General features: G+C 70.1%; 19 protein-coding genes. 16 read left to right on the forward strand and 3 right to left on the reverse strand.

Annotated elements, in window-relative coordinates; translation table 11 throughout:
* Positions 1–5: 5 nt before the first annotated feature.
* From idi to galE, 3 genes are all read right to left on the reverse strand, one after another.
* Positions 6–599, reverse strand: coding sequence for an isopentenyl-diphosphate Delta-isomerase (gene idi / locus QF027_RS42010; RefSeq protein ID WP_307080655.1), 594 nt, complete (start codon positions 597–599; stop codon positions 6–8).
* Positions 600–786: 187 nt separating this feature from the next.
* Positions 787–1,722, reverse strand: a complete 936-nt coding sequence (locus QF027_RS42015) for a cation diffusion facilitator family transporter (protein WP_306973764.1) — start codon at positions 1,720–1,722, stop codon at positions 787–789.
* Positions 1,723–1,866: 144 nt separating this feature from the next.
* Complete coding sequence (gene galE, locus QF027_RS42020) at positions 1,867–2,829, reverse strand: UDP-glucose 4-epimerase GalE (protein ID WP_307080657.1); 963 nt, start codon at positions 2,827–2,829, stop codon at positions 1,867–1,869.
* Positions 2,830–3,106: 277 nt separating this feature from the next.
* Here galE and QF027_RS42025 point away from each other — a divergent pair, with 277 nt between their 5' ends.
* The 16 genes from QF027_RS42025 (at position 3,107) to ispG (ending at position 20,016) form a co-directional block, all read left to right on the forward strand.
* A complete protein-coding gene (locus QF027_RS42025) occupies positions 3,107–4,900 on the forward strand; it encodes a DUF5941 domain-containing protein (RefSeq protein ID WP_307080660.1) in 1,794 nt (597 codons plus the stop codon).
* Positions 4,897–5,649 (forward strand): phosphocholine cytidylyltransferase family protein, encoded by a 753-nt coding sequence (locus QF027_RS42030; protein ID WP_306973757.1) that lies wholly within the window; start codon positions 4,897–4,899, stop codon positions 5,647–5,649. Before QF027_RS42025 ends, QF027_RS42030 begins: the two co-directional genes overlap by 4 nt.
* Entirely contained in the window at positions 5,637–6,698 is a 1,062-nt protein-coding gene (locus QF027_RS42035) for an iron-containing alcohol dehydrogenase family protein (RefSeq protein ID WP_306973755.1), read from the forward strand. Before QF027_RS42030 ends, QF027_RS42035 begins: the two co-directional genes overlap by 13 nt.
* A complete protein-coding gene (locus QF027_RS42040) occupies positions 6,676–7,455 on the forward strand; it encodes a CDP-alcohol phosphatidyltransferase family protein (RefSeq protein WP_266556869.1) in 780 nt (259 codons plus the stop codon). The genes QF027_RS42035 and QF027_RS42040 overlap by 23 nt, the downstream gene beginning before the upstream one ends.
* An 8-nt stretch (positions 7,456–7,463) precedes the next feature.
* Positions 7,464–8,336, forward strand: a complete 873-nt coding sequence (locus QF027_RS42045) for a glycosyltransferase family 2 protein (protein ID WP_373431049.1) — start codon at positions 7,464–7,466, stop codon at positions 8,334–8,336.
* A 97-nt stretch (positions 8,337–8,433) separates the two neighbouring features.
* Complete coding sequence (locus QF027_RS42050; protein WP_307080662.1) at positions 8,434–9,363, forward strand: ABC transporter permease; 930 nt, start codon at positions 8,434–8,436, stop codon at positions 9,361–9,363.
* Positions 9,356–10,168 (forward strand): ABC transporter ATP-binding protein, encoded by an 813-nt coding sequence (locus QF027_RS42055; protein ID WP_307080664.1) that lies wholly within the window; start codon positions 9,356–9,358, stop codon positions 10,166–10,168. The genes QF027_RS42050 and QF027_RS42055 overlap by 8 nt, the downstream gene beginning before the upstream one ends.
* A 387-nt stretch (positions 10,169–10,555) precedes the next feature.
* Entirely contained in the window at positions 10,556–11,458 is a 903-nt protein-coding gene (hpnC, locus tag QF027_RS42060; protein WP_307080666.1) for a squalene synthase HpnC, read from the forward strand.
* Positions 11,455–12,405 (forward strand): presqualene diphosphate synthase HpnD, encoded by a 951-nt coding sequence (gene hpnD / locus QF027_RS42065; protein WP_306973743.1) that lies wholly within the window; start codon positions 11,455–11,457, stop codon positions 12,403–12,405. The genes hpnC and hpnD overlap by 4 nt, the downstream gene beginning before the upstream one ends.
* Positions 12,405–12,545 carry a DUF6380 family protein gene (locus tag QF027_RS42070; RefSeq protein WP_306973741.1) on the forward strand — a complete coding sequence of 47 codons (141 nt, stop codon included), beginning with the start codon at positions 12,405–12,407 and terminating at the stop codon, positions 12,543–12,545. The genes hpnD and QF027_RS42070 overlap by 1 nt, the downstream gene beginning before the upstream one ends.
* Positions 12,542–13,936 (forward strand): hydroxysqualene dehydroxylase HpnE, encoded by a 1,395-nt coding sequence (gene hpnE, locus QF027_RS42075; RefSeq protein ID WP_307080668.1) that lies wholly within the window; start codon positions 12,542–12,544, stop codon positions 13,934–13,936. The genes QF027_RS42070 and hpnE overlap by 4 nt, the downstream gene beginning before the upstream one ends.
* Before the next feature lie 71 nt (positions 13,937–14,007).
* The gene (locus QF027_RS42080) at positions 14,008–15,072 is read left to right on the forward strand and encodes a polyprenyl synthetase family protein (protein ID WP_306986463.1); all 1,065 of its coding nucleotides are present in this window, start codon (positions 14,008–14,010) and stop codon (positions 15,070–15,072) included.
* A 121-nt stretch (positions 15,073–15,193) separates the two neighbouring features.
* The gene (shc, locus tag QF027_RS42085; protein WP_307080670.1) at positions 15,194–17,185 is read left to right on the forward strand and encodes a squalene--hopene cyclase; all 1,992 of its coding nucleotides are present in this window, start codon (positions 15,194–15,196) and stop codon (positions 17,183–17,185) included.
* Positions 17,185–17,826, forward strand: a complete 642-nt coding sequence (locus QF027_RS42090) for a phosphorylase family protein (protein WP_307080673.1) — start codon at positions 17,185–17,187, stop codon at positions 17,824–17,826. Before shc ends, QF027_RS42090 begins: the two co-directional genes overlap by 1 nt.
* A 5-nt stretch (positions 17,827–17,831) precedes the next feature.
* Positions 17,832–18,854, forward strand: coding sequence for an adenosyl-hopene transferase HpnH (gene hpnH, locus QF027_RS42095; RefSeq protein ID WP_037716058.1), 1,023 nt, complete (start codon positions 17,832–17,834; stop codon positions 18,852–18,854).
* Positions 18,855–18,858: 4 nt separating this feature from the next.
* Positions 18,859–20,016 carry a flavodoxin-dependent (E)-4-hydroxy-3-methylbut-2-enyl-diphosphate synthase gene (ispG, locus tag QF027_RS42100; RefSeq protein ID WP_306973731.1) on the forward strand — a complete coding sequence of 386 codons (1,158 nt, stop codon included), beginning with the start codon at positions 18,859–18,861 and terminating at the stop codon, positions 20,014–20,016.
* The last annotated feature ends 23 nt before the right edge of the window (positions 20,017–20,039 follow it).

Below are 20,039 nucleotides of genomic sequence, written 5' to 3' on the forward strand. Positions count from 1 at the left end.
GGCGGTCACCAGCCGGCGGAGGCGCCCGTCAGCTCCCTGGCCGCGGGGCGGGCCGCGTCCAGCACCGTCATGAACCAGGACGAGAAGGCGTCCTTCGCGTGCCGCTCCGCCAGCTCGTCCGGCGTCACGAACGCCGTCGCGCCGACCTCCTCCGGGTCCGGGGCGAGCGGGGACTGCACCATGCCGACGAACAGGTGGTTGTACTCCTGTTCGACCAGGCCCGAGTCGGGGTCCGGGTGGTTGTAGCGGACCGTGCCCGCCTCGGCGAGCAGCGACGGGGAGACGCCCAGCTCCTCGTACGTCCGCCGGGCCGCCGCCGCGAAGGGCGCCTCGCCCGGGTAGGGGTGGCCGCAGCAGGTGTTGGACCACACGCCGGGGGAGTGGTACTTGCCCAGGGCGCGCTGCTGGAGGAGCAGCCGGCCCCGCTCGTCGAAGAGGAACACCGAGAAGGCGCGGTGCAGCTGCCCCGGCGGCTGGTGGGCGGCGAGCTTCTCGGCGGTGCCGATCGTCACACCGTGCTCGTCGACCAGTTCCAGCAGGATCGCGTTCGCGGCGCCGTTCGACGGAGTGTGCGTCGTGGTGGCAGGTGTGGTCGGCATACCCATCCTTCACATCGGTCTTAGCGCCCCAAGTGTGCCGCACGCGTCCGGCACTCCCGGCAGTTGATCGTGCCCGGCGCGGCGGGCGGGGAACCGCTCGGGGAGGTGCTTTGGCGTGGAGGACGCAAAGGTGCGCCGGATCGCTGCATTCCGCCAGGACGGGCGTTTCATGCACCGTACACGTGTGTCAGTGGCACAGCCGCGCCTCGTGTTCCGCGTGCCCGCTCGGCTCCAGCTGGAAGGTGCAGTGCTCCACGTCGAAATGGTCGCCGAGGCAGTTCTGGAGTTCGTGCAGCATCTTCTCGTGACCGATCGCGCTGAGGACGTCGGAGCGCACGACGACATGCGCGGACAGCACCGGCATCCCTGAGGTGATCGTCCAGGCGTGCAGGTCGTGGACGTCCTCCACGCCGTCCAGGGCCAGGATGTGCGTCCGCACCTCCGTCATGTCGACGTCCTTGGGGGCCGACTCCAGCAGGACGTCGAGGGTTTCGCGCAGCAGCTTGACGGTGCGCGGCACGATCATCAGACCGATGACGAGGGACGCGATCGGATCGGCGGCCTGCCAGCCCGTGGTCAGGATCACCACGGCCGAGATCAGCACCGCGACCGAACCCAGCGCGTCCGCCGCGACCTCCAGGAACGCCCCCCGGACGTTCAGGCTCTCCTTCTGGCCGCGCATCAGCAGCGTCAGCGAGATCATGTTCGCGACCAGACCGATGGCGCCGAACACGATGGTCAGTCCGCCCTCGGTGCCGGCCGGCGTGACGAACCGCTGGATCGCCTCGTACAGGACGTAACCGCCGACGCCGAGCAGCAGCAGACAGTTCGCGAGGGCGGCGAGGATCTCGGCGCGGGCGTACCCGAAGGTGCGGTTGCCGGTCGCCGGGCGGTTCGCGAAATGGATCGCGAGGAGGGCCATGCCGAGGCCCACCGCGTCCGTCGCCATGTGCGCCGCGTCGGCGACCAGGGCGAGGGAGTCCGCGAGGATGCCGCCGACGACCTCGACCACCATGACGGTGAGCGTGATCGACAGCGCCCCCCGCAGCCTGCCGACGTACGCCGCGGTCGCCGTACCGCCGGCCGGGGCATGCGAGTGCCCGTGATCGTGCCCTGCCCCCATGGAAGCCGCCTCCTGCGCGTTTGTCCCGGAACAGCCCGTCCCGGATCACAGTGAACTACGGGCGGGGGGTATCGGGCAACGCGGCACTGAACACCGTTGTCATGTGCCCTGACCTGCGGAAACGAAGCGCAGGTCAGGGCACCCTCAGTGGTGGTGCAGCAGCCAGCCCCGCCAGGCGGAGTCGATCATCTCGCGCACCCCTCGCCGCGCGCTCCAGCCGAGCGTCTCGGCGGCCCGGGCGGCCGAGGCCACCGACACGGGCGCGTCTCCCGGGCGCCGGGGCTCCACGACGGCCGGCCGTCGGTCTCCGGTCACCTCACCGATCACCGTGACCATCTCGCGCACGGACACGCCCTCGCCGCGACCGATGTTGACCGTCAGATCGCCGCTCTGTCCGCTCAGGTGCCGGGCCGCCGCGAGATGGGCCTCGGCCAGGTCGGACACATGGATGTAGTCACGGACGCAGGTGCCGTCCGGCGTCGGGTAGTCGTCACCGAAGATCCGCGGGGCCTCGCCGCGCGTGAGCCGGTCGAAGACCATCGGGACGATGTTGAAGACCCCGGTGTCCGCGAGTTCCGGCGACGCGGCCCCGGCGACGTTGAAGTAGCGCAGACAGACGGTGGAGATCCCGTGCGCCTGCCCGGCCGCCCGCACCAGCCACTCCCCGGCGAGCTTGGTCTCGCCGTACGGGTTCACGGGGGCGCACGGCGTCTCCTCCGTGATCAGTTCCACATCGGGGTTGCCGTAGACGGCCGCCGACGAGGAGAACACGAAGCGCTCGACACCGGCTTCCGCGACCGCCTCCAGGAGGGTCGCGAGGCCGCCGAGGTTCTCCTGGTAGTAGCGGGTCGGCTGTGCCACCGACTCCGCGACCTGCTTGCGCGCCGCGAGATGCACCACACCCGTCACCGCGTGGTCGGCCAGCACCCGCTTGAGCAGGCCGCCGTCGAGGGAGGAGCCCCGCACCAGCGGCACGTCGGCGGGGAGCCGCGCGGGAACGCCCGCCGAGAGGTCGTCCAGGACGAGCGCCCGCTCCCCGGCCCCCGTCATGGCCCGCGCCACATGCGCCCCTATGTACCCGGCACCGCCGGTGATCAGCCACGTCATGGTCGCCCACCCTATGCCGACGCTCGGGGCTCCCAGCGATGTCCTGGATGTCCGCTCTGTGGGGCGCGGTTTGTGAGCGGGGGCCCGGATCACCGATGATGATCGCGGCAAAGGCCGGGGGAGGCGGCGTTGATCGGCCCGTTAACGGGCGGTGAACGCGGTCTTCTTGGCATCCGATAGCCTCTGCCGACATGCCGCCCGCCTGGTGCAGCCAAGGGGCGCCCCCATCGTGCACATGACCGGCGCCCGCGCGTCGGCACCCAGGGAGTGAGTTCGGTTGTCGACCGCCATCCTCACCGGTCAGCCGGTCCCCGGATCGTCGATCGAGGGTGATCTGCGGTCCCTCGGCTTCGACGTGCTGGTCGCCGTGGACGCCGCCGACGCCGAGCGGCTGGTCGCCGAGGCACCCTGCGAGCAGCGGGTCGCCCTCGTCGACGCCCGCTTCGTCGGCCATGTGCACGCCCTGCGCCTCGGCCTCACCGACCCCCGCTTCCCGCTCGCCGCCGTGCCCGGTGCCGTCACCGCCCAGCCCGCAGGGCGCGTGACGCTCACCCGGGCGCTGGCCCGCGAGAACTCCGCGGGCGGCGGCACGGCAGTGGCTGTCGACAGCCTCCCCGACCGCATCGTCACCGCGCTGGCCGACGACGGCGCCGACGTGTACCGACCCGAGCTCGGCAGCCTGGTCGCCGCCGTCCCCGCCGACCCGCAGGCCCGCAACGAGGCACGGCAGGCCGTCGCGGACGTCGACGACGAGGCCGTACGCCTGAAGTCGGCCGTGAAGTCCCGGGACGGCTTCTTCACCACACACTTCATCAGCCCCTACTCGCGCTACCTCGCCCGCTGGTGCGCCCGCCGCGGACTGACCCCGAACCAGGTCACCACGGCCTCCCTGATCACCGCGCTCATAGCGGCGGCCTGCGCGGCCACCGGTACCCGCGGCGGGTTCGTCGCCGCCGGCGTCCTGCTCATCGCGTCCTTCGTCCTGGACTGCACCGACGGCCAGCTCGCCCGCTACTCCCTCCAGTACTCCACGCTCGGCGCCTGGCTCGACGCCACCTTCGACCGGGCCAAGGAGTACGCCTACTACGCGGGCCTCGCGCTGGGAGCGGCCCGTGGCGGCGACGACGTATGGGCGCTGGCGCTGGGGGCGATGATCCTGCAGACCTGCCGCCACGTCGTCGACTTCTCCTTCAACGAGGCCAACCACGACGCGACCGCCAACACCAGCCCCACAGCGGCCCTTTCGGACAAGCTCGACAGCGTCGGCTGGACGGTGTGGGTACGGCGGATGATCGTCCTGCCGATCGGTGAGCGCTGGGCGATGATCGCGGTGCTCACGGCGGTCACGACACCGCGGATCACCTTCTACGTCCTTCTCGTCGGGTGCGCCTTCGCGGCGACCTACACGACGGCGGGCCGGGTCCTGCGCTCGCTGACCAGGAAGGCACAGCGGACGGACCGGGCGGCGCAGGCGCTGGCGGACCTCGCGGACAGCGGACCGCTGGCCGGACTGCTGGCGCGCATCCTGCCGGGCACGCCCCGTGGCACGGCGCCGCTGAGCGCCGCCGCCGGTGCGGTCGCGACGGCGCTGGCAGCCTGGGCGTGGGGCCCCGCCTGGATGGTCGTCCTGGTCGCCGGCCTGTACGTCCTGCTGTCCGCCGAAGCCGTTTCGCGGCCCCTCAAGGGTCCCCTCGACTGGCTGATCCCCCCGCTCTTCCGCGCCGCCGAATACGGCACCGTCCTGATCCTCGCGGCGAAAGCGGACGTGAACGGAGCCCTTCCCGCGGCTTTCGGCCTGGTGGCCGCCGTCGCCTACCATCACTACGACACGGTGTACCGCATCCGCGGCAACGCCGGAGCGCCCCCGGCCTGGCTGGTGCGCGCCATCGGGGGGCACGAGGGACGGACGCTGCTCGTCACCGTCCTGGCCGCGCTGCTCACCGCTTCGCAGTTCACGGTCGCGCTCACGGTCCTGGCCGTGGCGGTGGCCCTGCTGGTGCTCGTCGAGAGCATCCGCTTCTGGGTGTCCGCTGGGGCGCCCGCCGTACACGATGAAGGAGAACCCGCATGATCGGCCTCGTGCTGGCGGCCGGCGCCGGACGTCGTCTGCGCCCCTACACCGACAGCCTCCCCAAGGCTCTGGTGCCGGTGGGCCCCGCGGGCATAGAAGGCGAACCCACGGTTCTCGACCTGACCCTCGGCAACTTCGCCGAGATCGGACTGACCGAGGTCGCGGTCATCGTCGGCTACCGCAAGGAGGCCGTGTACGAGCGCAAGGCGGCGCTTGAGGCGAAGTACGGCCTCAAGCTCACCCTCATCGACAACGACAAGGCCGAGGAGTGGAACAACGCCTACTCCCTGTGGTGCGGCCGTGACGCCCTCAAGGACGGCGTGATCCTCGCCAACGGCGACACCGTGCACCCGGTCTCCGTCGAGAAGACGCTGCTCGCCGCCCGCGGCGAGGGCAAGCGGATCATCCTCGCCCTGGACACCGTGAAGTCCCTCGCCGACGAGGAGATGAAGGTCGTCGTCGACGCCGAGAAGGGCATGACGAGGATCACCAAGCTGATGGACCCGGCCGAGGCCACCGGCGAGTACATCGGTGTCACCCTCATCGAGGGCGACGCCGCCCCCGAACTGGCCGACGCCCTGAAGACGGTCTGGGAGACCGACCCGCAGCAGTTCTACGAGCACGGCTACCAGGAACTTGTGAACCGCGGCTTCCGCATCGACGTCGCGCCGATCGGCGACGTCCCGTGGGTGGAGATCGACAACCACGACGATCTCGCCCGTGGACGGGAGATCGCGTGCCGGTACTGACAAGGCTGATCCCCGCACCGCTCGTCGTGGACATCCGCCCGGGTGCCCTCGACGACCTGGCGTGCGTGCTCGCCGACGAGCGCATCTCGACCTCGGGTCGGCTCGCCGTCGCCGTCAGCGGCGGCTCGGGTGTCAGGCTGCGTGAGCGTCTGGAGCCGACTCTGCCCGGCGCCACCTGGTACGAGGTCGGCGGGGGCACCCTCGACGACGCGATCCGACTGGCCGGCGACATGAAGGCCGGCCACTACGACGCGGTCGTCGGACTCGGCGGCGGCAAGATCATCGACTGTGCCAAGTTCGCCGCGGCACGCATCGGTCTGCCCCTGGTCGCCGTACCGACGAACCTCGCCCACGACGGTCTGTGTTCGCCGGTCGCCACCCTGGACAACGACGCCGGACGCGGTTCCTACGGTGTGCCGAACCCGATCGCGGCCGTCATCGACCTCGATGTCATCCGCGAGGCTCCGGCACGGTTCGTGCGGGCCGGCATCGGCGACGCCATCTCCAACATCAACGCCGTCGCGGACTGGGAGCTGTCCCACCGCGTCACCGGCGAGAAGATCGACGGCCTCGCCGCCGCCATGGCCCGTCAGGCGGGTGAGGCGGTCCTGCGTCACCCCGGCGGCATCGGGGACAACGAATTCCTCCAGGTGCTCGCCGAGGCGCTGGTGCTCAGTGGCATCTCGATGTCCGTCTCCGGTGACTCCCGCCCCGCCTCCGGCTCCTGCCACGAGATCCACCACGCGTTCGACCTGCTCTACCCCAAGCGCGCCGCCGCCCATGGCGAGCAGTGCGGCCTGGGCGCGGCCTTCGCGATGTACCTGCGCGGAGCCCACGAGGAAGCGGCGTACATGGCCGGGGTGCTGCGCCGGCACGGACTGCCGGTGCTGCCGGAGGAGATCGGCTTCACGCCAGCGGAGTTCGTCCGCGTCGTGGAGTTCGCTCCCGAGACCCGTCCCGGCCGCTACACCATCCTCGAACACCTCGACCTCAAGACCGACCAGATCAAGGACATCTACACCGACTATGTCAAGGCCATCGGTAGCTGAACTCCGTCCGGTCGTCCACCCCGCAGGGGTCAAGGACCGGCGCAGCGGTGAGCACTGGATGGGACGCCTCTACATGCGTGAGGTGTCCCTGCGGGTGGACCGCTACCTGGTGAACACCAAGGTCACGCCCAACCAGCTCACGTACCTGATGACCGTCTTCGGTGTCCTCGCGGCCCCGGCCCTCCTGGTGCCGGGGATCCCGGGAGCCGTGCTCGGCGTGGTGTGCGTCCAGATGTATCTGCTCCTCGACTGCGTCGACGGCGAGATCGCGCGCTGGAAGAAGCAGTACTCGCTCAACGGGGTCTACCTGGACCGCGTCGGCGCCTACCTCACCGACGCCGCCGTCCTCGTCGGCTTCGGTCTGCGCGCCGCCGATGTGTTCGGCAGCGGCCGTATCGACTGGCTGTGGGCCTTCCTCGGCACCCTGGCCGCCCTCGGCGCCATCCTGATCAAGGCCGAGACCGACCTGGTCGGCGTCGCCCGCCACCAGGGCGGACTGCCCCCGGTCAAGGAGGCGGCCGCCGAGATGCGCTCCTCCGGCATGGCACTGGCCCGCCGGGCCGCCGCCGCGTTCAAGTTCCACCGGCTGATCCTCGGCATCGAGGCCTCCCTGCTGATCCTGGTCCTCGCGATAGCGGACCAGCTGCGCGACGACCTGTTCTTCTCGCGGCTCGGCGTCGCGGTGCTCGCCGGTATCGCCCTGCTCCAGACCCTGCTGCACCTCGTGTCGATCCTCGCCTCCAGCAGGCTGAAGTGAGCACCGGCATGAAGGTCGGCGCGGTCATCATCACCATGGGCAACCGCCCCGAGGAGCTGCGCGCCCTGCTCGACTCGGTCGCCAAGCAGGACGGCGACGCGGTCCAGGTGGTCGTCGTCGGCAACGGCTCGCCCGTCCCGGACGTCCCCGACGGCGTCCGCACGATCGAGCTGCCGGAGAACCTCGGTATCCCCGGCGGCCGCAACGTCGGCATCGAGGCCTTCGGTCCCAGCGGCCGCGACGTCGACATATTGCTCTTCCTCGACGACGACGGCCTCCTCCCGAACCACGACACCGCCGAACTGTGCCGCCAGGCCTTCGATGCCGACCCGAAGCTCGGCATCGTCAGCTTCCGCATCGCGGACCCCGACACCGGGGTCACCCAGCGCCGGCACGTCCCCCGGCTGCGGGCCGCCGACCCGATGCGCTCCTCCCGGGTCACCACCTTCCTCGGCGGCGCCAACGCCGTACGCACCCAGGTCTTCGCCGAAGTCGGCGGCCTCCCGGACGAGTTCTTCTACGCCCACGAGGAAACCGACCTCGCATGGCGGGCCCTCGACGCGGGCTGGATGATCGACTACCGGTCCGACATGGTGCTGTACCACCCGACGACCGCGCCCTCGCGGCATGCGGTCTACCACCGCATGGTCGCCCGCAACCGCGTCTGGCTCGCCCGCCGCAACCTGCCCGCGCCGCTGGTCCCGGTCTATCTCGGCGTATGGCTGCTCCTCACCCTGTTGCGCCGCCCCTCGCGGCCCGCCCTCAAGGCGTGGTTCGGCGGCTTCCGGGAGGGCTGGAGCACACCGTGCGGACCGCGCAGGCCGATGAAGTGGCGTACCGTCTGGCGCCTGACCCGACTGGGCCGGCCCCCGGTCATCTGACAAGCTCGTTCCTGAGAGCAACCGGGCCGCACCGCGGCCCCACGCTCATGCCCAGCCCCCACAGGCCGCGCATCCCGAAGAGGAAAGCTATCCATCAGTGAGTGAGACAACGCACGACGGCACGGTCGCGGTGAGCGCGCCCATGTCGCCCGACGAAGGCCTGACGGCGGCACAGCTCGCCGCCCGGAACGGCCTGACCGTGAGCGGCGCCAGGCCCTCACTCGTCGAGTACGTCCGCCAGCTCTGGGACCGGCGCCACTTCATCCTCGCGTTCTCGCGGGCGAAGCTGACCGCCCAGTACAGCCAGGCCAAGCTCGGCCAGCTGTGGCAGGTGGCGACGCCGCTGCTGAACGCGGGCGTGTACTTCTTCATCTTCGGCATCATCCTGAACGCCAGCCGGGGCATGTCGAAGGACGTGTACATCCCGTTCCTGGTCACGGGTGTCTTCGTGTTCACCTTCACGCAGAGCTCCGTCATGGCGGGCGTCCGCGCCATCTCCGGCAACCTCGGTCTGGTCCGCGCGCTGCACTTCCCGCGCGCCTCCCTGCCGATCTCCTTCGCGCTCCAGCAGCTCCAGCAGCTGCTGTTCTCGATGATCGTGCTGTTCGCCGTGGCGATCGGCTTCGGCCACTACCCGGACCTGTCCTGGGCGCTGATCGTCCCGGTGCTGATCCTTCAGTTCCTCTTCAACACCGGCCTGGCTCTGATCATGGCCCGCGCCGGTGCCAAGACCCCCGACCTGGCGCAGCTCATGCCGTTCGTGATGCGTACCTGGATGTACGCGTCCGGCGTGATGTTCTCGATCCCGATCATGCTGGCCGACAAGCCGCAGTGGCTCGCCACGGTGCTCCAGTGGAACCCGGCGGCCATCTACATGGACCTGATGCGCTTCGCCCTGATCGACGAGTACGGCGCCGAGAATCTGCCCGACCACGTCTGGGCGGCCGCGGGCGGCTGGGCCGTGCTCTTCGCGCTGGGCGGTTTCGTGTACTTCTGGAAGGCGGAGGAAAGGTACGGCCGTGGCTGAGGACATCAGGGACGAGCACACCCCCGCCGTCGCGGACGAGCACACCCCCACCGTCATCGCGGACGAGCTGCACATCGTCTACCGCGTCAACGGCGCCAAGACCGGAAAGGGCAGCGCGACCGCCGCGCTCAGCCGCATCCTCAAGCGAGGCTCCGACGAGGCGGCGCGGGGCGTGCGCAGGGTGCACGCCGTCAAGGGCGTCTCCTTCGTCGCCTACAAGGGCGAGGCGATCGGCCTGATCGGCTCCAACGGCTCCGGCAAGTCGACTCTCCTGCGCGCCATCGCGGGTCTGCTGCCCGCCGAGAGCGGCCGCGTCTACACCCACGGCCAGCCCTCCCTGCTCGGCGTCAACGCGGCCCTGATGAACGACCTCACCGGCGAGCGGAACGTCATTCTGGGCGGGCTCGCGATGGGCATGACCCGGGAGCAGATCAGGGAGCGCTACCAGGAGATCGTCGACTTCTCCGGGATCAACGAGAAGGGTGACTTCATCACCCTGCCGATGCGCACGTACTCCTCCGGCATGGCGGCCCGCCTGCGCTTCTCCATCGCCGCCGCCAAGGACCATGACGTACTCATGATCGACGAGGCCCTGGCCACCGGTGACCGCTCCTTCCAGAAGCGGTCCGAGGCCCGCATCCGCGAGCTGCGCGAGACCGCGGGCACGGTGTTTCTCGTCAGTCACAACAACAAGTCGATCCGTGACACCTGCAACCGCGTCCTGTGGCTGGAACGCGGCGAGCTGCGCATGGACGGCCCGACCGACGAGGTCATCAAGGAGTACGAGAAGTTCACGGGCAAGTAGTCCACCGCGCCGCGGACGAAGAGGACCGCTCCGCTCGACCGGGCCCCGCCGGAACTGTTCCGGCGGGGCCCCGCGTCTGCAAAGGAAACGTCAACTTCGGGCCCCCTTAGGAATCTTGGGGCCAATCGGTGTGTTGTTGTGATGTGCAGGACACCCCGACGATCCTTGCCGCGTTGTACAACGTAAGCTGTACGGGTGCTTAATCGCGGCAAGTGGGGCGATAATGCGCGACACCCGATGACTGGGGCGCTGCGCGGACGGCCGGGCGGCGTGTCCGAAATAGTCTGTATTGGGTATGCGGTGTAGAACGGGAGTTGTGACGGCAATGGCGACCGAAGATCCCCAGCTCCGCCCAGCCCGTGCCGTCCCTGCCCCGGGCAGTGAGCGGTGACGGCAACCGGTACGGCGCGCGCCGGCGATCCGGAGCGCGGCACGCTCGACAAGGCCGCGGGGGAGAACTTCCCCGTGGCTCCGTTCTTCCTGCCCAAGGACTGGCGCACCGATCTCATCGCGGTCTACGGTTTCGCCCGGCTCGTCGACGACATCGGCGACGGTGACCTGGCCCCCGGCGGAGCCGACGCCGGGCTGCTCGGCGTGTCGCCCGAGGAGGCCGAGGACCGGTTGCTCCTCCTGGACGCCTTCGAGGCCGACCTGGACCGGGTCTTCGACGGAACCCCGGGCCACCCCCTGCTGCGCCGCCTCCAGGCCACGGTCCGCCGCCGCTCGCTCACCCCCGAGCCCTTCCTCGGCCTGATCGCCGCCAACCGCCAGGACCAGCTCGTCACCCGCTACGAGACCTACGACGACCTGCTCGCCTACTGCGAGCTGTCCGCCAACCCCGTCGGCCGTCTCGTGCTCGCCGTCACCGGCACCTCGACCCCCGAGCGGATCCGCCTCTCGGACGCGATCTGCACGGCTCTCCAGATCGTCGAACACCTCCAGGACGTCGCCGAGGACCTCGGCCGCGACCGGATCTATCTGCCCGCCGAGGACATGAAGCGCTTTCACGTCCAGGAAGCGGATCTCGCCGCGAAAACCGCGGGCGCATCGGTGCGCGCTCTGGTTGCATACGAAGCACAACGCGCCCGCGAACTCCTGAATGAAGGCGCCCCCCTGGTGGGTAGCGTCCACGGCAGACTGAAACTGCTGCTCGCAGGGTTCGTGGCGGGGGGAAGGGCGGCGCTCAGCGCGATCGCCGCCGCAGAACACGACGTACTTCCCGGCCCGCCCAAGCCCGGCAAGCTCCAGCTGCTGCGCGAGGTGGGCGTCACTCTGCGAGGAGAGGGGTGATCCGGACCGTGGAGCCACCACCGCATGTGTCCGCACCGGTACTCGCCGCCTACAGCTACTGCGAGACCGTGACCGGGCAGCAGGCGCGCAACTTCGCGTACGGCATCAGGTTGCTGCCCACGTCCAAGCGGCGTGCGATGTCGGCGCTCTACGCGTTCTCGCGGCGCGTCGACGACATCGGCGACGGCCCGCTGGCGGCCGACGTGAAGACCGCGAGACTCGAGGACACCCGGGCCACGCTGACCCGGGTGCGGGAGGGCTCGGTCGACGAGGACGACACCGATCCGGTGGCCGTCGCCCTCGCGCATGCCGCAGAGACCTTCCCGATCCCGCTGGGCGGTCTGGACGAGCTGATCGACGGCGTCCTGATGGACGTACGCGGCGAGACCTACGAGACCTGGGACGACCTGAAGGTGTACTGCCGCTGTGTGGCGGGCGCCATCGGACGGCTCTCGCTCGGTGTGTTCGGCACCGAACCCGGGGCGCGCGCCGCCGAACGCGCGCCGGAGTATGCCGACACGCTCGGTCTTGCGCTCCAGCTCACCAACATCCTCAGAGACGTCCGCGAGGACGCCGAGGACGGACGCGTCTATCTGCCCGCGGACGACCTCGCGAAGTTCGGCTGCTCAGCCGGCTTCAAGGAGCCGAAACCACCGGAGGGCGCCGACTTCGCGGGCCTCGTGCACTTCGAAGTGCGACGGGCCCGCGCCCTTTTCGCCGAGGGCTACCGGCTGCTCCCCATGCTCGACCGGCGCAGCGGTGCCTGTGTCGCCGCCATGGCCGGCATCTACCGCCGCCTGCTCGACCGCATCGAGCGCGACCCCGAGGCGGTGCTGCGCGGCCGGGTCTCGCTGCCCGGACGTGAGAAGGCGTACGTCGCCGTCCGCGGCCTGTCCGGCCTGGACACACGGCATGTGATGCGGCAGGCCGTCAGGAGGCGCGCCTGATGGACAATTCGGTCCAAGGTGATGCCACCGGAGAAAAGCGGCACGCAACCCTCCGCTCGAGGACGGCGTCCCTGACTGCAACGGCCGGCCGTGCATCGTTCAAGCACCACGGCGTCCGCGCAGGGGAGGGTGGGCGATGACCGACGGGCAGCAGTCCGGGCGGGACGCCGTGGTGATCGGCGGTGGGCTCGCCGGTATCACCACCGCGCTCGCGCTCGCCGACGCCGGGGTGCGTGTCACCCTGCTCGAAGGCAGACCACGCCTGGGCGGACTCGCCTTCTCCTTCCAGCGCGGTGAACTGACCGTCGACAACGGACAGCACGTCTACCTGCGCTGCTGCACCGCCTACCGCTGGTTCCTCGACCGCATCGAGGGAACGGCGCTGGCGCCGCTGCAGGATCGGCTCGACGTGCCCGTACTCGACGTGGCCCGGCCCGCGGGCCGACGGCTCGGCAGACTGCGGCGCGACGCGCTGCCGGTGCCCCTGCATCTGGGGCGCAGCCTCGCGACCTATCCGCATCTCTCGCTCGCCGAGCGGGCCAGGGTGGGGCGCGCCGCGCTCGCGCTCAAGGGGCTCGACCTCGCCGATCCGAGCCTGGACGCACAGGACTTCGGCAGCTGGCTGACCGCGCACGGTCAGTCGGCGCGTGCCGTCGAGGCCCTGTGGGACCTGGTCGGGGTCGCCACCCTCAACGCGGTCGCGGGCGACGCCTCGCTGGGGCTCGCCGCGATGGTGTTCAAGACCGGTCTGCTGTCCGACCCGGGCGCGGCCGACATCGGCTGGGCGCATGTCCCGCTCGGTGAACTGCATGACCGGCTCGCCCGCAAGGCGCTCGACTCCGCGGGCGTGCGTACCGAGGTCCGTACACGCGTCACCTCCATCTCTACTGACGAGAACGGCACTTGGAGCGTTCAGGTTCCCGGGGAGACGCTCCGGGCGGACGCGGTCGTGCTCGCCGTCGCTCAGGGCGAGGCGTGTGACCTGCTGCCGGAGGACGCCCTCGACGCCCCGGAAAATCTTCGGGCGATCGGCACCGCGCCGATCCTCAACGTCCATGTCGTCTACGACCGCAAGGTCCTCGACAAGCCGTTCTTCGCGGCCCTCGGGACCCCGGTGCAGTGGGTCTTCGACCGCACCGACGCCTCCGGGTTGCGCGAGGGCCAGTACCTCGCCCTGTCCCAGTCGGCCGCGCACGACGAGATCGACGAGCCGGTGGCCGCACTGCGCGAGCGCTATCTGCCCGAGCTGGAGCGGCTGCTTCCGCTCGCGCGCGACGCCGAGGTGAAGGACTTCTTCGTGACCCGGGAGCGCACGGCGACATTCGCTCCGGCCCCCGGCGTCGGACGGCTGCGGCCCGGCGCCTGTACGAAAGCCCCCGGCCTCTACCTGGCTGGCGCGTGGACCGCCACAGGGTGGCCCGCGACCATGGAGAGTGCGGTCCGCAGCGGTGTGAGTGCGGCGGACGCCGCCCTCGCCGCCCTGGGCCGGCCCCGCCCCGCCCGTCTCTTCGAGTTCGAGGAGGCCGCGTGATGCTCGATCAGCACGGCGCGTCAGGCCCCAGCACCTCCGGTACCGCAACAAGAGGAGAGACAGTGCCCACTGTGCCCCCGGCAGAGACAGCCGCTGCGAGGACCGCGGTGGACGTGACCGCGCTCCTCGAGCGCGGCCGGACCCTGGCCACACCGGAGCTGAAGGCGGCCGTCGACCGCCTGGCACCCCCGATGGACACCGTTTCCGCCTACCACTTCGGCTGGATCGACGCCGAGGGCAACCCCGCGGACGGGGACGGTGGCAAGGCCGTGCGCCCCGCCCTCGCGGTGCTCTCGGCCGAGGTCACCGGCGCCCCGCCCGAGACCGGCATCCCCGGCGCCGTCGCCGTCGAACTGGTCCACAACTTCTCGCTGCTGCACGACGACCTGATGGACGGCGACGAGCAGCGCCGCCACCGCGACACCGTCTGGAAGGTGCACGGCCCCGCCCAGGCCATCCTGGTCGGGGACGCCCTGTTCGCCCTGGCCAACGAGGTCCTGCTCGAGCTCGGCACGGTCGAGGCCGGCCGCGCCACCCGCCGTCTGACCACCGCCACCCGCGCCCTGATCGACGGCCAGGCCCAGGACATCTCCTACGAGCACCGCGACCGCGTCAGCGTCGAGGAGTGCCTGGAGATGGAGGGCAACAAGACCGGCGCCCTGCTGGCCTGCGCCTCCTCCATCGGCGCGGTGCTCGGCGGCGCGGACGACCGCACCGCCGACACCCTGGAGAAGTACGGCTACCACCTCGGCCTCGCCTTCCAGGCCGTCGACGACCTCCTCGGCATCTGGGGCGACCCGGTCTCCACCGGCAAGCAGACCTGGAGCGATCTGCGTCAGCGCAAGAAGTCCCTGCCGGTCGTGGCCGCGCTCGCGGCGGGCGGTGCCGCCTCCGAGCGGCTCGGCGAGATCCTCGCCGCCGACGCCAAGAGCAGCGACTTCGAGAACTTCTCGGAGGAGGAGTTCGCGGCCCGCGCCGCCCTCATCGAGGAGGCCGGAGGCCGCGAGTGGACGGCGGCGGAGGCCCGCCGTCAGCACACCGTCGCCATCGAGGCCCTGAACGCCATCGACATGCCCGACCCGGTGCGGGACCGGTTCACGGCGCTCGCCGACTTCGTCGTCGTACGAAAGAGATGATCACTATCGGTCGAATAACCCTCGCGTAGTCGCCGGCCGGTGCTGCGAGGAAAGGAAAGGCACCGGCCGACGGCGGACCCACAGCAGAGCACCACATTGCACACTGCACGAAGGGGAAGCCATGACAGCGACGACCGACGGAAGCACCGGGGCCCTGCCGCCCCGCGCTGCCGCGGCCAGCGAAACCCACCTCGACACCCCCGTGGCGGCCGGGATACAAGAAGCCGCCGTACGTGCCGTCCAGCGCGCCACCGAGCACCTGCTTGCCCGGCAGGACGCCGAGGGCTGGTGGAAGGGCGACCTCGAGACGAACGTCACGATGGACGCCGAGGACCTGCTCCTCCGTCAGTTCCTGGGTATCCGCGACGAGTCGACCACCCGGGCCGCCGCCAAGTTCATCCGCGGCGAGCAGCGCGAGGACGGCACCTGGGCCAGCTTCTACGGCGGGCCCGGCGAACTCTCCACCACCATCGAGGCGTACGTCGCTCTGCGCCTGGACGGCGACGCGCCCGACGCCCCGCACATGGCGAAGGCCTCCGCCTGGATCCGCGCTCAGGGCGGTATCGCCGCCGCCCGGGTGTTCACCCGGATCTGGCTCGCCCTGTTCGGCTGGTGGAAGTGGGAGGACCTGCCCGAACTCCCGCCGGAGCTCATCTACTTCCCCCAGTGGATGCCGCTCAACATCTACGACTTCGGCTGCTGGGCCCGCCAGACCATCGTCCCGCTGACGATCGTCTCCGCGAAGCGCCCGGTTCGGCCCGCGCCCTTCCCGCTCGACGAGCTGCACCTCGACCCGGCCGACCCGAACCCGGCCAAGCCCCTCGCCCCGGTGGCTAGTTGGGACGGTGCCTTCCAGCGTCTCGACCGGGCGCTGCACCAGCTGCGCAAGGTCGCCCCGCGCCGACTGCGCAGAGCCGCGATGAACAGCGCGGCCCGCTGGATCATCGAGCGGCAGGAGAACGACGGCTGCTGGGGCGGCATCCAGCCCCCGGCCGTCTATTCGGTGATCGCGCTGCACCTGCTCGGCTACGATCTCGGACACCCGGTCATGCGGGCCGGGCTGGAGTCCCTGGACCGCTTCGCCATCTGGCGTGAGGACGGGTCCCGGATGATCGAGGCCTGCCAGTCGCCGGTGTGGGACACCTGCCTCGCGACCATCGCGCTCGCCGACGCGGGCGTGCCCGCCGATCACCCGCAGCTCGTCAAGGCCGCGGACTGGATGCTCGGCGAGGAGATCGTCCGGCCCGGTGACTGGGCGGTCAAGCGGCCCCAACTCCCGCCTGGCGGCTGGGCGTTCGAGTTCCACAACGACAACTACCCCGACATCGACGACACCGCCGAGGTCGTCCTCGCGCTGCGCCGGGTCAGGCACCACGACCCGGAGCGGGTGGAGAAGGCGATCGGGCGCGGGGTGCGCTGGAACCTCGGGATGCAGTCGAAGAACGGGGCGTGGGGGGCATTCGACGTCGACAACACCAGCCCGTTCCCCAACCGGCTGCCGTTCTGCGACTTCGGCGAGGTCATCGACCCGCCGTCCGCCGATGTCACCGCGCACGTGGTGGAGATGCTCGCGATCGAGGGGCTCTCCCACGACCCGCGTACCCGGCGCGGCATCGAGTGGCTGCTCGCCGAACAGGAGCCGGACGGCTCGTGGTTCGGGCGCTGGGGCGTCAACTACATCTACGGGACAGGGTCGGTGGTCCCCGCGCTGACCGCCGCCGGACTGCCCGCCTCGCACCCGGCGATCCGGCGGGCGGTGACCTGGCTGGAGAAGGTGCAGAACGACGACGGCGGCTGGGGTGAGGACCTGCGCTCCTACAAGTACGTCAAGGAGTGGAGCGGCCGCGGCGCCTCCACCGCCTCGCAGACGGCCTGGGCGCTGATGGCGCTGCTGGCCGCGGGGGAGAAGGACTCCAAGGCCGTCGAGCGCGGCATCGAGTGGCTCGCGAGCACCCAGCGCGAGGACGGCTCCTGGGACGAGCCCTACTTCACCGGCACCGGTTTCCCCTGGGACTTCTCCATCAACTACCACCTCTACCGGCAGGTCTTCCCGCTCACCGCCCTGGGCCGTTACGTCCACGGAGAACCGTTCTCCCGGACCGAGGCGGTCTGATGAGCAACCAGCCCGCCACCACCCCGCTGCTGATCGCCTGCGCTCTCGGCATCGAGCACCTCGCCCTGCGCACCGGCGACCGCGGCGGGGCCGGCGGGCCGGTCACCCTGCTCAGGACGGGCATGGGCCCCAAGGCGGCGGAACGGTCCGTCACCCGGCGCCTGGCCGACCCCGCGCTCGCCGGGGCCGCCGTCCTGGCCACCGGCTTCTGCGCGGGGCTCGCCCCAGGGATGCACCCCGGCGATCTGGTGGTCGCCGAGGAGACCCGGGATCCGGACGGAACCGTTCCCTGTGTGGAGACCGACCTACTGGTCAAGGAGCTGGTACGGGCCGTACCGGGACGTACCGTGCACACCGGACCGCTGACCGGCTCCGATCACGTCGTCCGCGGTCACGAGCGGTCGGATCTTCTCGCGACCGGTGCGATCGCGGTCGACATGGAGTCCGCGGCCACACTCCTGAGCGCCGTGCGCGCGGGCGGGCACCCTGTTGCGGCCGTCCGGGTGGTCGTGGATGCTCCACAATATGAACTCGTCCGGATCGGCACGGTACGCGGTGGAATATCAGCCTTCCGCGTCCTTCGTTCCGTTCTTCCAGCTTTCCATGAATGGCACCGTTCCTTGCTGCTCCCCAGGAGGTGAGCCAGATGGCCATGCCGCTGCGCCAGTCCATCAAGGTCGCTACATACTTGGCCGAACAAAAGCTCCGCAAGCGGGACAAGTTCCCCTTGATCGTGGAGCTGGAGCCTCTCTTCGCGTGCAACCTCAAATGCGAGGGCTGTGGCAAGATCCAGCATCCTGCGGGTGTTCTCAAGCAGCGCATGCCGGTGGCGCAGGCCGTCGGGGCGGTGTTGGAGTCGGGTGCGCCGATGGTGTCCATCGCCGGCGGTGAGCCGCTGATGCATCCTCAGATCGACGAGATCGTGCGGCAGTTGGTGGCCAAGAAGAAATACGTCTTCCTCTGCACCAACGCCATGCTGCTGCGCAAGAAGATGGACAAGTTCAAGCCTTCCCCCTACTTCGCCTTCGCGGTGCACATCGACGGGCTGCGTGAGCGGCACGACGAGTCCGTGGCGAAGGAGGGTGTGTTCGACGAGGCGGTGGAGGCGATCAAGGAGGCCAAGAAGCGCGGCTTCCGGGTCACCACCAACTCGACCTTCTTCAACACCGACACCCCGCAGACCATCATCGAGGTGCTCAACTTCCTCAACGACGACCTCAAGGTCGACGAGATGATGATCTCGCCCGCCTACGCCTACGAGAAGGCGCCCGACCAGGAGCACTTCCTGGGCGTTGAGCAGACCCGCGAGCTGTTCAAGAAGGCCTTCGCGGGCGGCAACCGAAAGAAGTGGCGGCTCAACCACTCCCCGCTCTTCCTGGACTTTTTGGAGGGCAAGGTCGACTTCCCGTGCACGGCCTGGGCGATCCCGAACTACTCCCTGTTCGGCTGGCAGCGGCCCTGCTACCTGATGAGCGACGGGTACGTGCCGACGTACCGCGAACTCATCGAGGAGACCGACTGGGACAAGTACGGCCGCGGCAAGGACCCGCGGTGCGCCAACTGCATGGCGCACTGCGGCTACGAGCCCACCGCCGTCCTCGCCACCATGGGCTCGCTCAAGGAGTCGCTGCGCGCCATGCGCGAGACGGTCTCCGGAAACCGCGAGTAGCGCCATGACCGCCATTTCCTTGGGCGTTCCCGAGGTACCGGTCCGGCCGATCGCCGAGCGGCGCCTGTCGCGGCAGATCCACGTCGGACCGGTGGCGGTCGGGGGCGGGGCCCCGGTGTCGGTGCAGTCGATGACGACCACGCGCACCTCGGACATCGGCGCCACGCTCCAGCAGATCGCCGAGCTCACCGCGTCCGGCTGCCAGATCGTCCGCGTCGCCTGTCCCACGCAGGACGACGCGGACGCCCTGGCCACCATCGCGCGCAAGTCGCAGATCCCGGTGATCGCGGACATCCACTTCCAGCCGAAGTACGTCTTCGCGGCGATCGAGGCCGGCTGTGCGGCCGTACGCGTCAATCCGGGCAACATCAAGCAGTTCGACGACAAGGTCAAGGAGATCGCGCGGGCCGCGAAGGACCACGGCACGCCGATCCGGATCGGCGTCAACGCCGGGTCGCTGGACCGCCGGCTGCTCCAGAAGTACGGCAGGGCGACCCCGGAGGCGCTGGTCGAATCGGCGTTGTGGGAAGCGTCGTTGTTCGAGGAGCACGGCTTCCGGGACATCAAGATCTCCGTCAAGCACAACGATCCCGTGGTGATGGTCAGCGCCTACACGCTGCTCGCCGAGCAGTGCGACTACCCGCTGCACCTGGGGGTCACGGAGGCCGGGCCCGCCTTCCAGGGGACGATCAAGTCGGCGGTGGCCTTCGGCGCCCTGCTCAGCAGGGGGATCGGCGACACCATCCGGGTGTCCCTGTCCGCGCCGCCCGCCGAGGAGGTCAAGGTCGGCATCCAGATCCTGGAGTCGCTGAACCTGCGGCAACGCCGGCTGGAGATCGTGTCGTGTCCCTCCTGCGGGCGCGCCCAGGTCGACGTCTACAAGCTGGCCGACGAGGTCACGGCGGGTCTCGAGGGCATGGAAGTGCCCCTGCGGGTCGCGGTGATGGGATGTGTGGTCAACGGTCCCGGCGAGGCGCGGGAGGCGGACCTCGGGGTCGCCTCCGGCAACGGCAAGGGGCAGATCTTCGTCAAGGGCGAGGTCATCAAGACCGTCCCCGAGTCGAAGATCGTGGAGACCCTCATCGAGGAGGCGATGAAGATCGCCGAACAGATGGAACAGGACGGCGTCGCGTCGGGGGAGCCGGCCGTCACCGTGAGTTGAACAGCACGGACCGAAGGGGGCCC

This window comes from Streptomyces canus, assembly GCF_030816965.1.
In the GTDB taxonomy this organism is placed as follows: Bacteria; Actinomycetota; Actinomycetes; order Streptomycetales; family Streptomycetaceae; genus Streptomyces; species Streptomyces canus_E.

Bases quoted from the DNA above. Each gene is read 5' to 3' on its own strand.
- ispG (WP_306973731.1), top strand. From the start codon at position 18,859: ATGACCGCCATTTCCTTGGGCGTTCCCGAGGTACCGGTCCGGCCGATC.
- QF027_RS42015 (WP_306973764.1), bottom strand. From the start codon at position 1,722: ATGGGGGCAGGGCACGATCACGGGCACTCGCATGCCCCGGCCGGCGGT.
- QF027_RS42090 (WP_307080673.1), top strand. From the start codon at position 17,185: ATGAGCAACCAGCCCGCCACCACCCCGCTGCTGATCGCCTGCGCTCTC.
- galE (WP_307080657.1), bottom strand. From the start codon at position 2,829: ATGACGTGGCTGATCACCGGCGGTGCCGGGTACATAGGGGCGCATGTG.
- QF027_RS42070 (WP_306973741.1), top strand. From the start codon at position 12,405: ATGGACAATTCGGTCCAAGGTGATGCCACCGGAGAAAAGCGGCACGCA.
- hpnE (WP_307080668.1), top strand. From the start codon at position 12,542: ATGACCGACGGGCAGCAGTCCGGGCGGGACGCCGTGGTGATCGGCGGT.
- idi (WP_307080655.1), bottom strand. From the start codon at position 599: ATGCCGACCACACCTGCCACCACGACGCACACTCCGTCGAACGGCGCC.
- hpnH (WP_037716058.1), top strand. From the start codon at position 17,832: ATGGCCATGCCGCTGCGCCAGTCCATCAAGGTCGCTACATACTTGGCC.
- QF027_RS42030 (WP_306973757.1), top strand. From the start codon at position 4,897: ATGATCGGCCTCGTGCTGGCGGCCGGCGCCGGACGTCGTCTGCGCCCC.
- QF027_RS42040 (WP_266556869.1), top strand. From the start codon at position 6,676: ATGTCAAGGCCATCGGTAGCTGAACTCCGTCCGGTCGTCCACCCCGCA.
- shc (WP_307080670.1), top strand. From the start codon at position 15,194: ATGACAGCGACGACCGACGGAAGCACCGGGGCCCTGCCGCCCCGCGCT.
- QF027_RS42045 (WP_373431049.1), top strand. From the start codon at position 7,464: ATGAAGGTCGGCGCGGTCATCATCACCATGGGCAACCGCCCCGAGGAG.